Below are 19292 nucleotides of genomic sequence, written 5' to 3' on the forward strand. Positions count from 1 at the left end.
TTCGCCGCAAGTCGTCAGCCGAGCGGCGTGTCCGCGCCGGCATGGGCGAAGACCATCACGTCCACCGCCGTCGCCCCCTCGCGCAGCAGCGCGCGGGTCGCCGCGCCGACTGTCGCGCCGGTCGTGTAGACGTCGTCGACCAACACCACCCGCCGGCCGGAAATCGTCATCAAGCCCTGCGGCGTCACGCTGAAGGCCCCGCTGACATTGCGCGCCCGCGCCGCTGCATCCAGCCCGACCTGCTGCCGGGTGCGCTTGCGCCGGACCAGCGCCTGCGGCGCAACCGTGAGGCCAAGGGCGCGGCCCATCTCCCGCGCCAGCAGCCCGGACTGGTTGTAGCGCCGGCTCCACAGGCGAAGGCGGTGCAGCGGCACCGGCACGATCACGGGAGGCCCCGCCTCTTCCTCGCGCGGCGCAAGCAGTTCGCTCCCCGCCCGCGCCATCCATTGGCCCATGGCCGCCGCCATTGCCGGCCGGTCGTAGTATTTCAGCCGCGACACCAGCACCCGTGCCGGCCCCTCATAGGCCGCAACGGCCCGCAGCCGGTCGAAGGCCGGCGGCCGCGCGATTGCCTGCGGCGACAGGGCGCCGGGACCAAGATCATAGGCGAAGGGCAGGCCTAGACGCTCGCACCAGGGCGGCGCCAGGAACGGCATCTGCTCCCAGCACGAAGGGCACAGCGTCGCCTCCTGCCCGACGATGGCATCGCAGGCAAGGCAGGTCGGCGGCAACACCAGGTCGAGCACCCGCCGCCCGGCCGCAGCGAAGGCACCCGCCACAGCCTGCCCCCTGAGCGGCCACCTGATCCGCCTGCCGGTCCGGCCTCCATCTGCCGCCGCTTCACCGCCCGCCATTCTCTCGCCCTGCCCTTGCTGTTCAGGCCGTAGGGGCACAAGTGAACGCGCAAGCGGCGCGCAATGCAATCGAAAGGCGAAACGGATCTCGTCGCACCGGCGCAAACGCACCGCCTCTTGATCCCTCGCCCCTCCCGGCGCTACCTGTGGCACGCCGCCGCTCGGGCGGCCGGGCACCCCGCACAGGACTGGAACAGCCGTGTCACACAGCGAGCGACCTGAGATCTTCGACCGGCGCCTGTTCGCCCGCCGGCGCGCACGCGCGCTGGAGCGGCTTGCCGCCACCTTGGGAGATGCGGACTTCCTGCTGGCCAATGCTGCGACGGACCTTGGGGAAAGGCTGGCGGCGGTGAGCCGCGATTTTCCGCTCGCCATCGATCTCGGCGGCCATCGCGGGCATGTCTCGGCGGCCCTTGCCGCCTCGGGCCGCGTCGGCACCGTGCTGCGCGCCGACCTCCTGGTCGAGGACCGCTCGGTGCCGGGCGCCGCGCTCGTTGCCGACGATGCCTTCCCGCCCTTTGCCGACGGCTCGCTCGATCTCGTCGCCTCGGCCCTGTCGCTGCATCTCGTCAACGACCTGCCCGGCGCGCTGATCCAGATCCGCCGGGCCCTGCGCCCGGACGGCCTGTTCCTTGCCAACCTGCTCGGCGGCGACACCCTGTTCGAGCTGAAGGACGCCTTCATGCTGGCCGAGTTGGAAACGCTGGGCGGCGCGACGCCCCATGTCGTTCCCTTCGCCGACACGCGGGCGCTCGGCGCCCTGCTGCAGCGGGCGGGCTTTGCCCTGCCGGTCGCCGATGTCGACCGCCTGACGGTGCGCTACGGCGACATGTTCGCCCTGATGCGCGACCTCAGGGCAATGGGCGCGGCCAATATCCTTGCCGACCGCAGCCGCACGCCGCTGTCGCGCGCCACTCTTGCACGTGCCGCGGAGATCTATGCACAGCGCCATGGCGACCCGGACGGGCGGATCCGCGCCACGTTCGATCTCGTCTCGCTGTCGGGATGGGCACCGCACGAAAGCCAGCAGAAGCCGCTGAAGCCGGGCTCTGCCAAGGCGAGCCTGGCCGACGCCCTGTCGGTTATCGATGCGGAGCGGAAAAACGACGACCCGCAGCCGGACTGACGGCGCGGGTCTTGGTGCGTCGGGATCGGCCGAGCCGCGGCTTGCGGCTTCGTGCCTCGATCAGATGTTGGAGATGGCGGAGGCGACCACACCGAACACGTCGTCGCCCAGAATGCCCTGGATGCTCAGCAGCGCGCCGATGATCGCGAAGGAGACGAGCCCCATGATGAGGCCGTATTCGATTGCGGTGGCGCCCGCCTCGTCGCGGCGCATGGTGCCTGCGAGGTCGGCGAACTGGTCGCTGCGATCGCGCAACTTGTCGAACTGTCCCTGCATCTGCCGCGTCCCGTGCTGACTGCGTCAACGGTGGCGGCTGCGGATCTTCCGCTTGTCAGGCCAGATCGATCAGATGCGGAATCAGGGGTTCGTCCGCCGGAGGCATCGGGTAGTCCCGAAGCCTCACCGCTCTCACCCACTTGATCGCCTGACCTTCCCGGCCCGCCACCGTGCCCGACCATCGTCGGCATACGAAAAGTGGCATCAGCAGGTGAAATTCCTCATAAGCGTGACTGGCGAATGTGAGCGGTGCGAGGCACTCTTTCTTAACCGTGATGCCCAGCTCTTCCGCCAGTTCGCGGATGAGCGCATCCTCCGGACGCTCGCCCGGCTCGACCTTGCCGCCGGGAAATTCCCACAAGCCGGCCATCGCCTTGCCCTCGGGTCGCTGGGCGATCAGCACGCGGTTGTCGGCATCGAGCAGCGCGCAGGCCGCGACTAGCAGAAGTTTCATCCGTTTCCCCGTTCCGTTTCGGGACGCTGCTGCAAGGTTTTGCTCACCATGCCGGAAGCTTCCTGCGGCAGGCGGTAGTGATAGCCGTAGCCGCGGCGAAACCCCATGCCCCGATAGAGCGCCCGCGCAGGCCCGTTTTCCGCCGTCACCTGCAGCCAGGCCAGCCGGCAACCGCGCGCCGCGCCCTCGGCAAGACAGCGGGCGACGAGGCGGGCGCCGATCCCCTGCCGGCGGGCTTCGGGCCGCACCGCCAGATCGTAGATGCCGAGCAGGCCGCGCTCGGCGACCGCCAGCACCACGCCGAGCGGCGCGCCGTCCCGGTCCTCGGCAAGGAATGTCAGCCGCGCGACGGCGACCCGATTGAGCGCATCGGCAAGCCGTTGCAGCGCTACGCTCGTCACCGCTTCCGCCCGCGTGCCGCCGATGGTTCCGAACGCCGTGATGAAGGCATCGAGATCGACGGACCGGATGCCGTCCGCGCCCTCTTCGGCATTGGCCCCGACCTCGAGATCGCCCTGTTCGCGCACCCAAACGTCCGTCTCGCCGCTGCGCGTCCAGCCTTCGTCGTCGGCGATCTCCGCAAGTGCCATTGGCGTCAGGGGCGTATGGCGCAGATGGAAGGGCACGCCGTTGCGGGCGAACAGCACCTGCATTTCGGCAAGCCGCTGCCGTGCATCCCTGCCGTCGCGCGGATCCATCACGTTGAGGGAATTCACCCGCCGCGCCGGATTGCCGGGGGAAAGCCGTGCGACCCAGGCCCCGTCGACGACGCTGCGCTCGCTCGGGAAGCCGTTGAGATTGGCTTCCTCGAGCGCCTTGATCGTCGCCAGGTCCAGGGACGGGGCATCATCCGGCATGCGAGGCACCTGCCTCAGGACCGGTAGTCGCCGTTGATCGCGACATATTCCTTGGTGAGATCGCAGGTCCACACCGTCGCCGTGCCCTCGGCCAGGCCGATATCGACGCGGATCGCTATCTCTTCCTCGCGCATGGCGGCGGAGGCCGCCTCTTCCGAGTAGCCCGGGTCGCGCTCGCCGTCGACGGCGACGCGCACGTCGCCGAACCAGATCGCCAGCCGGTCGCGGTCGGCCGGCTCGCCGGCCTTGCCCACCGCCATGACGATGCGGCCCCAGTTGGCGTCCTCGCCGGCAATCGCGGTCTTCACCAGCGGCGAATTGGCGATGGAAAAGCCGATGCGCTTGGCCGAGGCGTCGCTCTCCGCACCCGTCACGGTGACGGAGACGAACTTGCGCGCGCCCTCGCCGTCCTTGACGATCAGTTGCGCCAGCTCGCGCATCAGCTCGCCGAGGGCCTGGCGGAAGCCGGCAAGCCGGGGATCGTCCGCCCGCTCGACCCGTTCGCCGCCGGCCTTCCCGGTCGCGAACAGCAGCACGGTGTCGGACGTGGAGGTGTCGCCGTCGATGGTGATGGCGTTGAACGTCCCGCCAACCTGCTCCGACAGCAGCTCCTGCAGGACGGGCGCGGCAATCGGCGCATCGGTGAAGAGGAAGGAGAGCATCGTCGCCATGTCCGGCGCGATCATGCCCGCGCCCTTGGCGATGCCGTTGAGCGTCACGCTCCGGCCGCCGAGATCGACGCTGCGCGAGGCGGCCTTGGGGAACGTGTCCGTCGTCATGATGGCGCGCGCCGCGCCCTGCCAGTCGCCGGCCTGTGCCTCGCTGACCAGCGTGTCGACGACGCCGGCAAACTTTTCCGCCGGCAGCGGCTCGCCGATCACGCCGGTGGAGGCAAGAAACACCTCGCCCATGGCGCAGCCGGCGGCTTCCGCCACATAGCGGGCCGAAAGCTCCGTCGCCTCGCGGCCCTTGCGTCCGGTGAAGGCATTGGCATTGCCGGAATTGACCAGCAGCGCCCGGGCACGTCCGCCGGCGAGATTGTCGCGGCACCAGTCGACCGCCGCCGACGGGCAGCGCGACTTGGTGAACACGCCGGCAACGTCCGCGCCCTCGTCGAGCAGCACCATCAGGACGTCGGTGCGGCCCTTGTACTTGATCCCGGCCTGCGCGGTGGCGAAGCGCACGCCCGCGACCGCAGGCAGTGCCGGATAGGATTTCGGGGCGAGCGGCGAGACGGCCGTGGACATCGGACACTCCCTTGAAAAGCGGGCGCAAAAGACTGCCGCGAGCCTTGCCCCATCGCCGCCGCTCGCGCAAGTCCTATCCTGCCGAGGGCCTGCGAACCGGATGCAGGAAGGCGGAAAAGCGCCGGTGCAGGAAGGGGATGAGGCCCCAGACCATGGTCACGACCACGACCGGCACGATCACCAGCGTCTGCTGCCAGAACATCCAGCCGCGGGTCAGCGGGGCAATCAGGTAGAGCAGCGCGGTCACCAGCGGATAGACGCCGGCAAAGACCAGCAGAGCGAAACGCGGACGCGACAGCACGCGCGGTGCGGCGGCCGGCGCCGGACGGGGGCCTGCTGCCTCATCGGCGCTGTCGGGCGCGGCGGAAGCGGAATGTGCGGACATCGGAGGATCTCCCGGTGAGGTGGGACAGGCCGAAGGCGATGGAGTCACCCGGACGCATTCCGGCTGCAGCGTCGGCTCTGTGGATTGGCGGTTCAGCGGATTGTTGGATTGGCGGTTCGGCTGAACGCCTTGCAGGGTGGTTTGAACGCTCGATATACGAAACGGACCGTATCGTTTCGCATTATCTAAACGGGCCGTTTCGTTTCGTCAAGCCCTGTGCTAAGGCTGCCTGTGCTAAGGCTGAATACGACGACAGAGCTGCCCGCCGCCCCCGCGGAAAGGCGGCCGAACGGCGGAAAACTCGAGGAAACGCGATGCGGGACAACAATGCGGAAGACGAAGCGGCGGATGCCGGGACCGGATCGCCCCTCGCCCGCCCCTCGACCGGCGCACGGCGCAATCCGGCAAGCGCCGATGCGATCCGCCAGGCGGCCGCCGACATTCTCGCGGAAGACGGCTATGCACGCTTTTCCATCGAGGCGGTCGCCCGCCGCGCCAGGGCCGGCAAGCCGACGATCTATCGCTGGTGGCCGAGCAAGGCGGCCCTGCTGCTCGACGTCTATCACCGCCAGAAGCACGGCGTCGTCGCGCCCGATACGGGCGATCTGGTGGAAGACCTGACGGCTTTTCTCGACTCGCTGTTCCGTCACTGGCGCGACACCCCGACCGGCCCGGTCTTCCGTTCGGTCATCGCCGAGGCCCAGAGCGATGAGAGCGCCGCCGAGGCGCTCGGCGCCTATATGGAGGAGCGTTTTTCGCAGTCGTCGCAGATGATCGAGCGCGCCCGCCAGCGCGGCGAGATCGCCGCCCATGTCGACCCGCGCCTCGCCATCGAGCTGGTGGTCAGCTTCGCCTGGTGCCGGCTGCTGACCGGGCGGCTGGACATGGAAACGGCCGCCGTGAGGGCGGCCGTCTGCCTGTTCGTGGATAGCTGGCGCACCGCGCCGGCAAGGCCGGCCTGACGGCCCGCTCGGCTTACTCGGCCTTCGGCGCCTCGGCAGGGGCCTCGCCGCCTTCCGCGGGAGCCTCGCCGGCCTCAGCCGGCGTTTCCTCGACCATCACCTCGATGCTGGTCTTGGCCTTCAGGTCCGCCAGCACCTCGGCATAGCGGGCGCGCAGCAGCTGCTGGCGCAACTGGTCGCGCACATCGGCCAGCGCCGGCGCCGGCTGCTTGCGGGCCTCCTCGACCTTGATCACGTGCCAGCCGAACTGCGTCTCCACCGGCTCCTTGGTATAGGCGCCGACCTCGAGCGCGAAGGCCGCGTCCTCGAATTCCTTGACCATGCGGCCGCGGGTGAAAAAGCCGAGGTCGCCGCCATTGGGGCCGGACGGGCCGGTCGACTTTGCCTTCGCCACTTCGGCGAAATCGGCGCCGCCGTCGAGCTCGGCGATCACCGCCTCGGCCTCTTCCTTGGTCTTCATCAGGATATGGCGGGCCTTGCGCTCGTCCTCGCCCTCGAAATTGGCGAATTCCTTGTCATAGGCTTCCTGCACCGCCTGGTCGGTGATCTTGCCTTCGATCTCGCGGGCAAGATAGGCGTTGCGCAGCGCGCGCATGGTCAGGAACTCGACCTGGCGCTTGAACGCCTCCTCGTCCTGGATGCCGGCTTCGCGCGCCGCATTGGCAAGGACGTTCATGTCGACGACCACGTCGGTCAGAATCTTGCGCCACTGGGTCGGCGGCACCTGGGAGAGCTGATCCGCGAAGTCCTGCGAGGCGAAGGCGATGTCCGCCTCGGTCACCTCGGTGTCGCCGACCTTGGCAACCACGTCGCCCGGCTCCTGTGCCAGCGCACCGGAAGTGGCCAGTCCACCGACCAGGCCGCCGGCCAGAAGCGCGGCAAGCGCGGTGCGACGCGCCGTTGCGGCAAAAAAGCGTGTCATGCTCTGTTTCCCTGTCATCTTGTGTTCCGGCAGCCGCCTCTACGGCAGTCCGCCTCTCGCCGGTTGCCTGCGCGCCCGCCGGCAAGCGGTTTGCGCGACGTTGACAACCTCCGGACCCCCTCTTATCTGTCGAGCGTCCCCCTTGGAAGGGCCGGACGCTCCCAGTCGAGCGTGCGTTCGTCTCGCCGCAATGCGGCGGTTGTGAGGCCTGCGCATGTCCGTACCGTCAATCCGATATCCGGGTTGCTGCCAGGACAGGATGCCCCGGCGCGGCCTGACCAAACGATAAGGACCGCCACATGGTCGGCCTCGGCGCACTCGCCAAGAAGCTTTTCGGTTCCGCCAATGACCGCCTGGTCAAGCAGCTGCGGAACCGCGTCACGGCAATCAACGCGCTGGAGGACGAACTCCGGGCCCTCAGCGACGACGACCTCCGCGCCCGCACGGACATGTTCCGCCGCCAGCTCGCCGACGGCGCCAAGCTCGACAGCCTGCTGGAGCCGGCCTTCGCCACGGTCCGCGAGGCCGCCCGCCGCGTTCTCGGCCAGCGCCACTACGATGTGCAGCTGATCGGCGGCATGGTCCTCAACGCCGGACAGATCTCCGAGATGCGCACCGGCGAGGGCAAGACGCTGGTCGCGACCCTGCCGGTCTACCTCAACGCGCTGACGGGCAAGGGCGTCCACGTCGTCACCGTCAACGACTATCTCGCCAGCCGCGACGCGGAATGGATGGGCCGCGTCTACCGCTTCCTCGGCCTTTCCGTCGGCGTCATCGTCCACGGGCTGACCGACGAGGAGCGCAAGGCCGCCTACGCCGCCGACGTCACCTACGGCACCAACAACGAGTTCGGCTTCGACTACCTGCGCGACAACATGAAGTACGAGCGCGGGTCGATGGTCCAGCGCGGCCACAACTTCGCGATCGTCGACGAGGTGGACTCGATCCTGATCGACGAGGCGCGCACGCCGCTGATCATCTCCGGCCCGCTCGAGGACCGCAGCGAGTTCTACAACACGGTCGACGCGCTGATCCCGCATCTTGCGGCGGAGGATTTCGAGCTCGACGAGAAGCAGCGCTCGGCGAGCTTCACCGAGGCCGGCAACGAGAAGCTCGAAGGCCTCCTGCGCGAGCAGGGCCTGCTCAAGGGCGACAGCCTCTATGACGTGGAAAACGTCTCGGTCGTCCACCACCTGCAGCAGGCGCTGAAGGCGCACAAGCTGTTCCAGCGCGACAAGGACTACATCGTGCGCAACCGCGAGGTCGTCATCATCGACGAGTTCACGGGCCGCATGATGCCGGGCCGCCGCTATTCGGAAGGCCTGCACCAGGCGCTCGAGGCCAAGGAGAAGGTGCAGATCCAGCCCGAGAACCAGACGCTGGCCTCGATCACCTTCCAGAACTATTTCCGCCTCTACACCAAGCTTGCCGGCATGACCGGCACCGCCCAGACCGAGGCCGAGGAATTCGCCAACATCTACGGCCTGGAAGTCGTCGACATCCCGACCAATGTCGGCGTGAAGCGCATCGACGATGACGACGAGGTCTACCGGACCGTCGACGAGAAATACAACGCGATCATCGAGCTGATCGAGGACTGCCGCAAGCGCGCCCAGCCGGTGCTGGTCGGCACCACCTCGATCGAGAAGTCCGAGCTGCTCGCCGCCCGCCTCAAGGCCGCCGGCTACAAGCAGGCCGACGTCTCCTCGCCGGCCGCCTTCGAGCCGCTGTTCGCCGGCACCGGCAATGCCGAGCGCATCTTCACGGTGCTGAACGCCCGCTACCACGAGCAGGAAGCCTCGATCATCGCCCAGGCCGGCCTGCCGGGCGCCGTCACCATCGCCACCAACATGGCCGGCCGCGGCACCGACATCCAGCTCGGCGGCAATGCCGACATGCGCATCGAGGACGAGCTCGCCGACATGCCGGCCGGTCCCGAGCGCGACGCCCGCGAGGCAGCGATCCGCGCCCAGGTCGAGGAGCGCAAGCAGCAGGCGCTCGCCGGCGGCGGCCTCTACGTCATCGGCACGGAGCGCCACGAAAGCCGGCGCATCGACAACCAGCTGCGCGGTCGCTCGGGCCGTCAGGGCGACCCCGGCCATTCCAAGTTCTTCCTGTCGCTGCAGGACGACCTGATGCGCATCTTCGGGTCCGACCGCATGGACGGCATGATGCAGAAGCTCGGCCTCAAGGAGGGCGAGGCCATCGTCCATCCCTGGATCAACCGGGCGCTCGCCAAGGCGCAGCAGAAGGTCGAGGCGCGCAACTTCGACATCCGCAAGAACCTGCTGAAGTTCGACGACGTCATGAACGACCAGCGCAAGGTCGTGTTCGACCAGCGCATCGAGCTGATGGACGGCGAGGCGGTGGCCGAGGCGGTGACCGACATGCGCCACGACGTGATCGAGGATCTCGTCGCCAAGCACATCCCCGAGAAGGCCTATGCCGAGCAGTGGGACACCGAAGGCCTGCAGGCCGAGGTGCGACGCCTGCTCAACCTCGACCTGCCGGTCGCCGACTGGGCCAAGGAAGAGGGCATCGCCGAGGAAGAGGTCACCGAGCGCCTGAAGAAGGCGGCCGACGAGGCCATGGCCCGCAAGGTCGGCCAGTACTCGCCCGACATCATGCGCCAGGTCGAGAAAGCCGTGCTGCTGCAGACCCTCGACCACCTGTGGCGCGAGCACCTGGCCAATCTCGATCACCTGCGCTCGGTGGTCGGCTTCCGCGGCTACGCCCAGCGCGATCCGCTGCAGGAGTACAAGACCGAGGCCTTCACCCTGTTCGAGAGCATGCTGGTCAACCTGCGCCAGGCGACCACCGCGCAGCTGATGCGCGTGGAGCTGGTCCAGGAACAGCCGCCCAGCCTGCCGGGCGACGGCAACTTGCCGCCGATGCATGCCGAGCACCGCGACCCACTGACCGGCGAGAACGAGTTCGACGAGGCTTACCTCGCCACCGCCCCCGGAACGCCGCGCGATCCGCAGAATCCCTCGACCTGGGGCAAGGTCGGCCGCAACGAGGCCTGCCCCTGCGGCTCGGGCAAGAAATACAAGCATTGCCACGGAGCCCTTGCCTGAGGAACTCTGGCAAGGATCCGGGTCGCAACGCAAACAACGGCGGGCTGCTCGGCCCGCCGTTTTTTGTGACCAGAGGCCTGTCCTGGAGGGTGAGGCGTTGAAAACCAATCCGACGCTTGAAGCAATCGAGGACTGGCTGATCCGCGAGGCGCTCGGCCAGCCGGACATCGGCGAGATGTTCTCCGGCTTCTGCGAACGCCTCGTCGCCGCCGGCATGCCGGTGGAGCGTGCCATGCTCACCTGGGCGACCCTGCATCCGCTGGTGGAGGCCGAATCGGTCCTGTGGCGGGCCGGCCGGGAGGCGCAGCTCGCGCAGTATCGCCACGACGAGGAAGAAACCGACGACTGGCTGCGCAGCCCCATCCGCGCCGTGCTCGAGGCGCGCGAGACGCGCCTGCGCCGCAATCTTGCCGGCGCCAATGCGGCGACCGACGATTTCCCGATCCTGGCAACGCTGAAGGCCGACGGCTTTACCGACTATCTCGTCCTGTCGACGCCCTTCGACCTGCCGACCGCCAAGGATTTCGGACCCTCCGGCATGCTCGTCACCTGGTCGACACGGGCGGAAGGCGGCTTTTCCGATGAGGCGGTGGAAGGGCTCGACTATCTGCAGATCCGCCTGGCGCTGGCCTGCCGCGCGACCATCCAGTCGCGGATCGCCCGCACCCTGGCCGAGACCTATCTCGGCGCGCGCGCCGGGTCCCGTGTGCTGTCCGGCCTGATCCGCCATGGCGACGGCGAACGCCTCGACGCGGTGATCTTCTACTCCGACCTGCGCGGCTCAACCGCCCTTGCCGACCGGCTCGCCCCGGACGTCTACATGATCCACCTCAACGCCTATTTCGACGCGACGGCGCGCACGGTGATGGCCCATGGCGGCGAGGTGCTGGATTTCATCGGCGATGCGGTGCTTGCCGTCTTTCCCATCGAGGCGGGAGGGTTCGACGCTGCCGCCACCCGTGCCCTGCAGGCCGCCGATGCCGTACTGGCGCGGCTGGAGCAGGCCCAGGCGGCGACCGAGCACCCGCTTCACTGCGGCATCGCGCTCTCCTCCGGCGACGTCATGTTCGGCAATATCGGCATTCCCGAGCGGCTGACCTTCTCGGTCATCGGCCGCACGGTGAATGCCGCCGCGCGCATCGAGGCGATGACCAAGACGCTGGGGCGCCCACTTCTCGTCACCGCCGACATCGCCGCCCGTGCCCCTGGCGCCTTCGCCCCGCTCGGCCGCTTCCGGCTCGCCGGCTTCGGCGAGGAGGTGGAACTGCACGCGCCCGTGTGAGAGGGCCGCGGTCAGGCAGCGGCAATCACCTCGATTTCCACCAGCCAGTCCTCCTCCAGCGTCTGCACCACGATGGCCGTGGTCGGCACCGGACGGCCGCCCAGCGCCGCGATGCGCGCATCCTTGTTCGGCCCGGCAAAGGCACCGTCCCTCAGGTAGCTCGTGACCCGGACCACGTTGTCCAGGGTCATCCCCGCTGTCGCAAGGATCCGCCGCAGGTTCTCCCAGACCAGAACCAGTTGCTCGGCAAGGGTGGCAGGGGCGCGTCCTGAGCGGTCGAGCCCCATCGTCCCGCTGACGAACACAAGGCTCCTCGCCTCCTCCAGCCGGATCGCATGGGCATAGTCGGGTGCTGCCGCGTAGACGCCGTCGACGGGATTGATCAGTTGGCTGTTCATGATGAATCTCCTTTCTATTTTCAGGAGATTGGCCGAACACAATTCTGCGTAAACTGGAAAATCGGAAATTATGTCAGAAACAGAAAACGTTCCGCCGAAGAAGACTTCTCCACGGGCGCTTGATGGGTTTGACCGAAGAATATTAGCCGTCCTGGCGGAGGACGCGAAGCGGACCTACGCCGAGATCGGCCGGGCGGTCGGTCTCTCCCCTCCCGCCGTGCACGAACGCATCAGGCGCCTGCGGGACAGCGGGGTCATCTCACGGACCGCGGCGATACTCGACGGCCCGGCCGTCGGCAAGCCGCTGCTCAGTTTCGTACATGTGGATGCGGACGGCTGGGGAAAGAGCCAGGCGATGATGCAACTGGCCGCATTCCCGGAGGTGGAGGAGATGCACTCGGTCGCGGGCGACACCTGCGTCGTCCTGAAGGTGCGGACGGAAAGCCCGCAGGCCCTTGAGCGTTTCCTGTCCCAGGTCTACGTCCTGCCCGGGATTCGCGGAACGCGAAGCTATGTGGTCCTGTCGACCTATCTCGAGCGCCCGGTTCAGGCCGACGTGACGCAAGTCTGGCCGGCGACCGGCCTGCCGCCGGGCCGCTAGCGGCCCCGCACCCGCAAGCGAAAGAAAAAGGGCGCCGAACCTTGCGGCCGCGGCGCCCCTTGAAAGACCTGTCGCAAGGTCGATGTTGGCGGCGAACCCGCCTTACATCACCGTGACATGCGCCCCGACGGACACCCGCTCGTAGAGATCCTCGACATCCTCGTTGAGCATGCGGATGCAGCCCGACGACACGGCCCGGCCGATCGACCAGTCCTCGTTGGTGCCGTGGATGCGGTATTCGGTCGCCCCGAGATAGAGAGCGCGCGCGCCCATCGGGTTCTTCGGCCCGCCGGGCATGAAGCTCGGCAGCTTGCGGCCGTTCTTGCGCTCGCGGACGATCATTTCCGGCGGCGGCGTCCAGCCCGGCCACTTGGCCTTGCGCGTCACCTTCTCGGTGCCCGACCAGGAAAAGCCCTCGCGCCCGACGCCGATGCCGTAGCGCACCGCCTTGCCGCCCGGCAGCACGTAGTAGAGATAGCGGTCGCGCGTATCGACGATCACCGAACCCGGCTTCTTGTCGGTGCGGTAACGCACCTCGGTGCGCTTGTACTTCTCGCGCACGATCTTGCCGGCGGCTTCCGGCGTGATCCGGTAGGTCTGCCAGCTCCGGCTCACCGGATCGTAGTAGCGCTCCGTCTGCGCCTTGGCAGGCGCACCGCCAGCCACCGCTGCCGCCAGCACCAGCCCGGCCAGCCCAGTCAAGATCCGTCCAGCAAAGATCCGCATATCGCCTCCCCATGCCGGCAGGATGCGCCATCCGCGCCGCCGGCTGATTCGAAACCGGAGGCGAATTTACACGGGCCTCAGGCGCCGCGCTGCTGCTCATTGGCCAGCAGGGCAAGGACATCGGCGCGATGTGGCAGGGGGGCAACAGCGCCGAAGCCGCAGACGGCAAGCGCCGCCGCCGCATTGGCGTGGCGTGCCGCCGCCAGTCCGTCGCCGCCGGCAAGGAACTCGGCCAGGAACGCCCCGTCGAAAGCATCGCCCGCGCCCGTCGCGTCCACCGCCTCGACCGCGTGCGGGGCGATCGTCTCGGTCCCTTCCGGACCTGCATAGAGCACGCCCTTGTCGCCGAGCGTCAGCGCCACTCGTGCCGCGCCCTTCGCCCGGTAGTGGTCGGCGATCTCCTGCGGGCTCTCCAGTCCCGTGAGCTGCCGCGCATCGTCGAGACCGGGCAGCAGGATGTCGGCCATCGCCGCTGTCGCCTCGACCACCGCCCGTGCCCGCGCCAGCGGCCACAGCGCCAGCCGCAGGTTGGTGTCGTAGGAGATCAGCCCGCCGGCCGCCTTCACTTCCTCGATGGCCGCGAACACCGTGTCGCAGGCGCTCGCCGAAATCGCCTGGCTGATCGCCGAGACGTGCAGGACCCTCGCCTTGCGCAGCAGCTCGAGCGGCAGGTCCTCGGGGCGCATCAGGCTCGCCGCCGATCCGCTCCGGCGATAGGAGAACGTGTGGCCCGACGGCCCGTGGGTGACGAAATAGATGCCCGTCGGCGCCTGCGCCATCCGCAGCACGCCGGTGGTATCGACGCCCTCGCCCGTCCACAGCCCGTCGAACAGGTCGCCGAACACGTCGCGCCCCGTGGCGCTGACATAGCCGACGCTCGCCCCCTGCCGGGCCGCGGCAATCGCCGCATTCGACGTGTCGCCGCCGAACCCTTGCACATAGGGGCCGCCCGGCGCCGTCTGGTTGAACTCGATCATCGGCTCGCCGAGGCAAAGAAGCTCGCTCACGTTGGTCCCGCTCCGGTCATTTCAATCGATTTAAGTCCATGCGACGCGGTCCCGCGCCTGTCAAGTCCGCGGTGCCTGCGAAGACCCCGCCGGGCACACCTCCCCTCTCGCATCCTCAAGCTGTGCATGCGAAAAGAGGCGAAAGACCACTTAGCGGAGCAACGCCCATGTCCGAATTGCCGCCCTCGATCCTGCCCGTCACCGCCAGCGGCCCGGACAGTCCGGAACCGGTGGTGCTGCTGCACGGGTTCGGCGGCGATGCGCGTGGCTTTGCCACCCTGCAGGGCGAGCTGTCGCGCAGCCGCCGCACGCTGGCCTTCGACCTGCCCGGCCACGGCCGCGCCCTCGGCTGGCCGAAGATCGGCGGCGCCGTCGTCGCCTCGCGCGCCGTGCTCGGCTCGCTGGAGGCGCTGGGGCTGACCCGCGTCCATCTCGTCGGCCATTCCATGGGCGGGGCGGCCGCAGCCCTCATCGCGCTGAAGGCGCCGGAGCGGGTGGCGAGCCTCACCCTGCTCGGCCCCGGCGGCTTCGGGCGCGAGATCAACTCGACCCTGCTGCGCCGCTATGCGGCGGCGAGCGCACCGGCGGAGCTGGAGCTTCTGCTGGAGCAGTTCTTCGGCCTCGGCTTCGACCTGCCGCGTCTCGTCGTGCGGCAGGCGGCGGAGGCCCGCGCCCGTCCCGGCGTCTGCGAGACCTTGACCGAGATCGTCGAGACCCTGCTCGACGGCAAGGACCAGAAGACCCTGCCGATTGCCGAGATCGCGGCGCTCGGCCCCCCGGTGCGGCTGATCTGGGGCGCCCAGGACCGGGTGCTGCCGGTTTCCCACGCCCGCGGCCTGCCCGGCGACATCGCCGTTCAGGTGTTCGACGGGGTCGGCCACATGCCGCATCTGGAGATCCCGCAACAGGTCGCGCGCGCCATCCGCGCCCAGACCGGCGACAGCGCCTGACACCCGGAATCCGCAAACGGCTCAAAACGCAAAAGGCCGCGTCCTTGCGGGACGCGGCCTTGAATTTTCAAGCCGAGGCGATGCTCAGGCCTTGGCCCGCTCGATCGATTCCTCGATGATGCGCTTGGCCTCGTCCGGCCCGCCGAAGCCGGTGATCTTCACCCACTTGCCCGGCTCCAGATCCTTGTAGTGCTCGAAGAAGTGCTTGATCTGCTGGATGGTGATGTCCGGCAGGTCCTCGTAGTGGACGACGTTCTCGTAGCGGCGCGTCAGCTTGTTGGACGGAACCGCGATAATCTTCTCGTCCTGCCCCGCCTCGTCTTCCATGAACAGCACGCCGATCGGGCGGCAGTTCATGATCGCGCCCGGCACGATCGGGCGCTGGTTGGCCACGATCACGTCGACCGGGTCGCCGTCGCCGCACAGCGTATGGGGAACGAAGCCGTAATTGCCCGGGTAGCGCATCGGCGTGTAGAGGAAGCGGTCGACGTACATGGCGCCGGCTTCCTTGTCCATTTCGTACTTGATCGGCTCGCCGCCCACCGAGACCTCGATGATGACATTGATGTCCTCGGGCGGGTTCTTTCCGATCGGAACGGCGTCGATACGCATGGATGGGGGCTCCTCTTTGGATGTTGGCGGCTGTATCGCAAGCGCCGTGTCCAAAGGCAAGCCGGAACTTGTTGCACTGCAACTTAAGGCCAGTGCGGCCCCGCGCCGCTGCGTCCGCCGCGCCCCGTCCTGCTCAGCGATGCTGGCCGGCGAAATGCGCCGGGCCGTCGGGCAGGCCGTAGCCGCCGCCCTGCCGGTCGAGCGGATAGGCCTCCTCCACCAGATAGGGCCCGCCGCCGACGCTGGCGCGCGAGGAGAACAGCACGAAGCGCGTCGCCGTGAAGCTCTGGGAATAGAAGTCGCCATGCTCGGCGAGCCAGCGCGCCACATCCTGGTTGCTGCAGGTGCGGCAGCGCGCCAGCGTCACATGCGGCACGTATTTGCGCCGCTCCGCCGGCAGCCGCAGCCGCTGCAGGATGCGCTCCTGTTCGCTCTGCAGCTCCATCAGCTCCGGGGTCGGCTCCACCCTTGCGAAGACCGCATGCGGCTTGCCGTTGGCGAAGGCGCCGAGCCCCGTCAGCCGGATCTCCACCGGATCGCGGCGGATGCGGTCGAGCGCATCGGCCACCTCGTCGGCCATGCGGTCGTCGATGTCGCCGATGAAGCGCAGGGTGATGTGATAGTTCTCGGGATCGATCCAGCGGACGCCGCGCAGGCCGCCGCGTATCAGGGAGAGCATGAGGCCGGTCTGGGCCGGAATCTCAAGCCCGGTGAACAGTCGAGGCATGGTCAAACCCTCCGCTGTCGCCGAAGGACTTCATCAGGACGGGTTTTTCGCTGCACCGCAAGCAAAAACGGAACGCGCTGATTTGCCAGCGCATTCCGCCTCGTGCCGGCATTTTTGCCGGGGTGGCCGGCCCGGGCTGGACAGCCCGGGCAGCCGATCGTGATTCGCGCCGCGGCCCCGCCCAGCGCTTACGGGCAGGGGCTGCCGTGGCGCTGGTAGAGCGTGTTGATCCGCTCCTCGATCTCCTCGGAGATTTCCAGATCGAGCGCACCCAGATCGTGCTCCAGCTGCGCAAGCGAGGTTGCGCCGAGGATCACCGAGGTGGTGAAGCCGCGCGACAGCGCGAAGGCGATGGCCAGCTGCGAGGGCGACACGCCGAGCTCCTCGGCAAGGTCGAGATAGGCGTTGATGGCCTCCTCCGCGCCCGGCTTCTCGTAGCGCTGCAGCCGGTCGAACAGGGTCTTGCGGGCACCGGCCGGCAGCGCGCCGTTGCGGTACTTGCCGGTGAGATACCCCTGGCCCAGCGCCGAATAGGCGAGCAGGCCCACCTGCTCCCGGTGCGCGATCTCGGCCAGCCCGCTCTCGAAGGTGCGGTTGACCAGATTGTAGGCGTTCTGGATCGACACCACCCGCGGCCAGCCGTTGCGCTCGGCCAGTTCCAGGAAACGCATCGTGCCCCAGGGGCTTTCGTTCGACAGGCCCAGCTGGCGGATCTTGCCGGCCTTCACCAGCCGGTCCATCGTCTCCAGCGTCACCTCGATCGGCGTCTCGTCGTCGCAGGGCTTGGGCTCCTTCCAGATCGTCGGATTGGAGCCGAAGCCGGAGACGTTCCGGTCCGGCCAGTGGATCTGGTAGAGGTCGATATAGTCGCTCTGCAGCCGCTTCAGGCTCTTGTCGACGGCTTCCTCGATCTGGGCGCGGGTCAGCCGGCCCTCGCTGCCGTCGTTGCGGAACCAGGTGTTCTCGGTGCGGCCCACCACCTTGGTGGCGATCACCACCTTGTCGCGGTTGCCGCGCGCCTTCAGCCAGGTGCCGATGATTTCCTCGGTGCGCCCCTGGGTCTCGGCCTTGGGCGGGATCGGATAGAGCTCGGCGGCGTCGAAGAGGTTGATGCCCCGGTCGAGCGAGAAGTCGAGCTGGGCATGGCCCTCGGCTTCGGTGTTCTGCTCGCCGAAGGTCATCGTGCCGAGCGACAAGCTGGAGACATGAATGTCCGTGCGTCCGAGACGGCGCTTTTCCATGGGCGGATCTTTCTGCTGCGATAACTGTCGAAATTAAGGAGGGTGGCGGGACCTTGACCGCTCGCGCGCGCCTCGTCAACCGCCTGCGGCCGGGTCGCCGCACAGGGCTCCGGCCGGGGCGGGAGCCCGCCTCAGCCGCGCGCGGCGGCGGCCCGCTCGATCAGCTCTTCCACCTTGGGCAGGATGCCCTCGACGATGATCGCAACACCCTTTTGCGTCGGATGGATGCCGTCGGGCAGCACCGTCTCGGCCGAGATCGGGATGCCTTCGAGGAAGTTCGGATAAAGGATCGCGTCATGCTCGGCCGCGATCTCCGCATACATGCGCTCGAACTCGGCGACATATTCATCGCCCATGTTGCGCGGCGCGGCGATGCCGGCGAGCAGCACCGGGATGCCCCGCTCCGACAGGCTCGCGACGATCTTGTCGAGGTTCGCCCGTGCCGAGGCCGTCGGCAGCCCGCGCAGCGCGTCATTGGCGCCGAGTTCCACGATCACCGCATCCGCCCCCTCGCCCAGCGACCAGTCGAGACGGGCAAGGCCCGCCGCCGTGGTGTCGCCGGAAACGCCGGCATTGATCACGATTGCGTCATGACCCCGCGCCTTCAGCGCCGCCTCCAGCTGCACCGGGAAGGCCGCCTCGGGAGGCAGCTGATAGCCTGCGGTCAGGCTGTCTCCCAGCGCCAGGATGCGCAGCGGCTCGGCCCTTGCGGGCTGCGCTGCAAAAATGCCGGCGAGGGCGATAAAAACTGTAACGAAACGTATCATGTCGGCTGATCCTCTGGACGCTCCCTGCGTAACCTCCCATATCGCGAGGAACGCGTGCAGCGCGGCATGCTGCGAATTCGACCCGTTCATATAGGCAGAGCATGACCGACGGAACAGTCCCGCCCCCCATCGTTTCCCTGTCCGGCGTTCATCTGAGCCTTGGCCGCGACGCCGGCCGCGTGCACATTCTCAAGGGCGTGGACCTCGATATCGCCGCCGGTCGCCGGGTCGGCATCATCGGCCCGTCGGGCTCCGGCAAATCCACCCTTCTCATGGTGATGGCGGGGCTGGAGCGCGCCGACAAGGGCTCGGTCACGGTCGGCGGATCGGAGCTGACAGGCATGTCGGAGGACGAGCTCGCCCGCTTTCGCGGCCGCTCCGTCGGCATCGTCTTCCAGTCCTTCCACCTCATTCCCAACATGACGGCGCTGGAAAACGTCGCCGTGCCGCTGGAGCTTGCCGGCGTGCCCCGCGCCTTCGAGGCCGCGCGCGAGGAGCTGGCCGCCGTCGGCCTTGCCGAGCGCACCTCGCACTATCCCTCGCAGATGTCGGGCGGCGAGCAGCAGCGCGTCGCCATCGCCCGCGCCCTCGTCACCCGCCCGCCCCTGCTGCTGGCCGACGAGCCGACCGGCAATCTCGACGAGACCACCGGCGCCCAGATCGTCGACCTGATGTTCTCCGCCACCCGCGAACGCGGCATGACCCTGGTCATGGTCACCCATGACGCGGCGCTCGCCCGCCGCTGCGACGAGACCATCCGCGTGCGCTCCGGCCATATCGAAACGCTCGAGCCCGTCCCCGCCGCCGCCGGGGAGGCGTGA

21 protein-coding genes are annotated in these 19292 nt (G+C 68.3%); 7 read left to right on the plus strand and 14 right to left on the minus strand.

The window, feature by feature from the left end; genetic code table 11:
- Nucleotides 1-14: 14 nt before the first annotated feature.
- Entirely contained in the window at nt 15-779 is a 765-nt protein-coding gene (locus GH266_RS11005; protein ID WP_244953809.1) for a ComF family protein, read from the minus strand.
- Nucleotides 780-1053: 274 nt separating this feature from the next.
- Between GH266_RS11005 and GH266_RS11010 the strand changes: the two genes are divergently transcribed.
- Entirely contained in the window at nt 1054-1980 is a 927-nt protein-coding gene (locus GH266_RS11010) for a methyltransferase domain-containing protein (RefSeq protein ID WP_199270504.1), read from the plus strand.
- Between the two features lie 60 nt (nt 1981-2040).
- Here GH266_RS11010 and GH266_RS11015 read toward each other — a convergent pair whose 3' ends face one another.
- The 5 genes from GH266_RS11015 to GH266_RS11035 all read right to left on the minus strand — a co-directional run bounded on the left by GH266_RS11015 (nt 2041) and on the right by GH266_RS11035 (nt 5199).
- Nucleotides 2041-2256, minus strand: coding sequence for a Flp family type IVb pilin (locus tag GH266_RS11015; RefSeq protein ID WP_244953810.1), 216 nt, complete (start codon nt 2254-2256; stop codon nt 2041-2043).
- Nucleotides 2257-2311: 55 nt separating this feature from the next.
- On the minus strand, nt 2312-2710 hold the full coding sequence (gene mutT / locus GH266_RS11020) for an 8-oxo-dGTP diphosphatase MutT (protein ID WP_158193945.1): 399 nt from the start codon (nt 2708-2710) through the stop codon (nt 2312-2314).
- Nucleotides 2707-3567, minus strand: coding sequence for a GNAT family N-acetyltransferase (locus GH266_RS11025; RefSeq protein ID WP_158193946.1), 861 nt, complete (start codon nt 3565-3567; stop codon nt 2707-2709). The genes mutT and GH266_RS11025 overlap by 4 nt, the downstream gene beginning before the upstream one ends.
- Nucleotides 3568-3581: 14 nt before the next feature.
- Nucleotides 3582-4814, minus strand: a complete 1233-nt coding sequence (gene argJ / locus GH266_RS11030; RefSeq protein ID WP_158193947.1) for a bifunctional glutamate N-acetyltransferase/amino-acid acetyltransferase ArgJ — start codon at nt 4812-4814, stop codon at nt 3582-3584.
- A gap of 73 nt (nt 4815-4887) precedes the next feature.
- Nucleotides 4888-5199, minus strand: a complete 312-nt coding sequence (locus tag GH266_RS11035; RefSeq protein WP_244953811.1) for a putative antibiotic biosynthesis monooxygenase — start codon at nt 5197-5199, stop codon at nt 4888-4890.
- 314 nt (nt 5200-5513) lie between these two features.
- Between GH266_RS11035 and GH266_RS11040 the strand changes: the two genes are divergently transcribed.
- Nucleotides 5514-6161 (plus strand): TetR/AcrR family transcriptional regulator, encoded by a 648-nt coding sequence (locus tag GH266_RS11040; RefSeq protein WP_158193948.1) that lies wholly within the window; start codon nt 5514-5516, stop codon nt 6159-6161.
- 13 nt (nt 6162-6174) lie between these two features.
- On the opposite strand, the gene GH266_RS11045 is transcribed toward GH266_RS11040, so the two are convergent.
- Nucleotides 6175-7083 carry a peptidylprolyl isomerase gene (locus tag GH266_RS11045; protein ID WP_158193949.1) on the minus strand — a complete coding sequence of 303 codons (909 nt, stop codon included), beginning with the start codon at nt 7081-7083 and terminating at the stop codon, nt 6175-6177.
- Nucleotides 7084-7382: 299 nt separating this feature from the next.
- On the opposite strand from GH266_RS11045, the gene secA reads away from it, so the two are divergent.
- Together secA and GH266_RS11055 are read left to right on the plus strand one after the other, a co-directional pair.
- Nucleotides 7383-10160, plus strand: a complete 2778-nt coding sequence (gene secA, locus GH266_RS11050; RefSeq protein WP_158193950.1) for a preprotein translocase subunit SecA — start codon at nt 7383-7385, stop codon at nt 10158-10160.
- Between the two features lie 97 nt (nt 10161-10257).
- Nucleotides 10258-11442 (plus strand): adenylate/guanylate cyclase domain-containing protein, encoded by a 1185-nt coding sequence (locus GH266_RS11055; protein ID WP_199270505.1) that lies wholly within the window; start codon nt 10258-10260, stop codon nt 11440-11442.
- An 11-nt stretch (nt 11443-11453) separates the two neighbouring features.
- On the opposite strand, the gene GH266_RS11060 is transcribed toward GH266_RS11055, so the two are convergent.
- Nucleotides 11454-11840: a RidA family protein gene (locus GH266_RS11060; RefSeq protein WP_158193951.1), complete on the minus strand. Its 387-nt coding sequence runs from the start codon at nt 11838-11840 to the stop codon at nt 11454-11456.
- A gap of 70 nt (nt 11841-11910) precedes the next feature.
- On the opposite strand from GH266_RS11060, the gene GH266_RS11065 reads away from it, so the two are divergent.
- Nucleotides 11911-12441 carry an Lrp/AsnC family transcriptional regulator gene (locus tag GH266_RS11065; RefSeq protein ID WP_158193952.1) on the plus strand — a complete coding sequence of 177 codons (531 nt, stop codon included), beginning with the start codon at nt 11911-11913 and terminating at the stop codon, nt 12439-12441.
- A gap of 102 nt (nt 12442-12543) precedes the next feature.
- Here GH266_RS11065 and GH266_RS11070 read toward each other — a convergent pair whose 3' ends face one another.
- Nucleotides 12544-13143: a L,D-transpeptidase gene (locus tag GH266_RS11070; RefSeq protein WP_244953812.1), complete on the minus strand. Its 600-nt coding sequence runs from the start codon at nt 13141-13143 to the stop codon at nt 12544-12546.
- 101 nt (nt 13144-13244) lie between these two features.
- On the minus strand, nt 13245-14174 hold the full coding sequence (locus GH266_RS11075) for a sugar kinase (protein ID WP_158193954.1): 930 nt from the start codon (nt 14172-14174) through the stop codon (nt 13245-13247).
- A 167-nt stretch (nt 14175-14341) separates the two neighbouring features.
- On the opposite strand from GH266_RS11075, the gene GH266_RS11080 reads away from it, so the two are divergent.
- Nucleotides 14342-15124: an alpha/beta fold hydrolase gene (locus GH266_RS11080; RefSeq protein WP_158193955.1), complete on the plus strand. Its 783-nt coding sequence runs from the start codon at nt 14342-14344 to the stop codon at nt 15122-15124.
- 84 nt (nt 15125-15208) lie between these two features.
- On the opposite strand, the gene ppa is transcribed toward GH266_RS11080, so the two are convergent.
- From ppa to GH266_RS11100, 4 genes are all read right to left on the minus strand, one after another.
- Nucleotides 15209-15736, minus strand: coding sequence for an inorganic diphosphatase (gene ppa, locus GH266_RS11085; protein WP_158193956.1), 528 nt, complete (start codon nt 15734-15736; stop codon nt 15209-15211).
- A 133-nt stretch (nt 15737-15869) separates the two neighbouring features.
- Nucleotides 15870-16463, minus strand: coding sequence for an RNA 2',3'-cyclic phosphodiesterase (gene thpR / locus GH266_RS11090; RefSeq protein WP_158193957.1), 594 nt, complete (start codon nt 16461-16463; stop codon nt 15870-15872).
- Nucleotides 16464-16651: 188 nt separating this feature from the next.
- Complete coding sequence (locus GH266_RS11095) at nt 16652-17704, minus strand: aldo/keto reductase (RefSeq protein ID WP_158193958.1); 1053 nt, start codon at nt 17702-17704, stop codon at nt 16652-16654.
- A gap of 131 nt (nt 17705-17835) precedes the next feature.
- A complete protein-coding gene (locus GH266_RS11100; protein ID WP_158193959.1) occupies nt 17836-18471 on the minus strand; it encodes an arylesterase in 636 nt (211 codons plus the stop codon).
- 101 nt (nt 18472-18572) lie between these two features.
- Between GH266_RS11100 and GH266_RS11105 the strand changes: the two genes are divergently transcribed.
- On the plus strand, nt 18573-19292 hold the full coding sequence (locus tag GH266_RS11105) for an ABC transporter ATP-binding protein (protein WP_158193960.1): 720 nt from the start codon (nt 18573-18575) through the stop codon (nt 19290-19292).

This window comes from Stappia indica (assembly GCF_009789575.1).
Lineage (GTDB): Bacteria > Pseudomonadota > Alphaproteobacteria > Rhizobiales > Stappiaceae > Stappia > Stappia indica_A.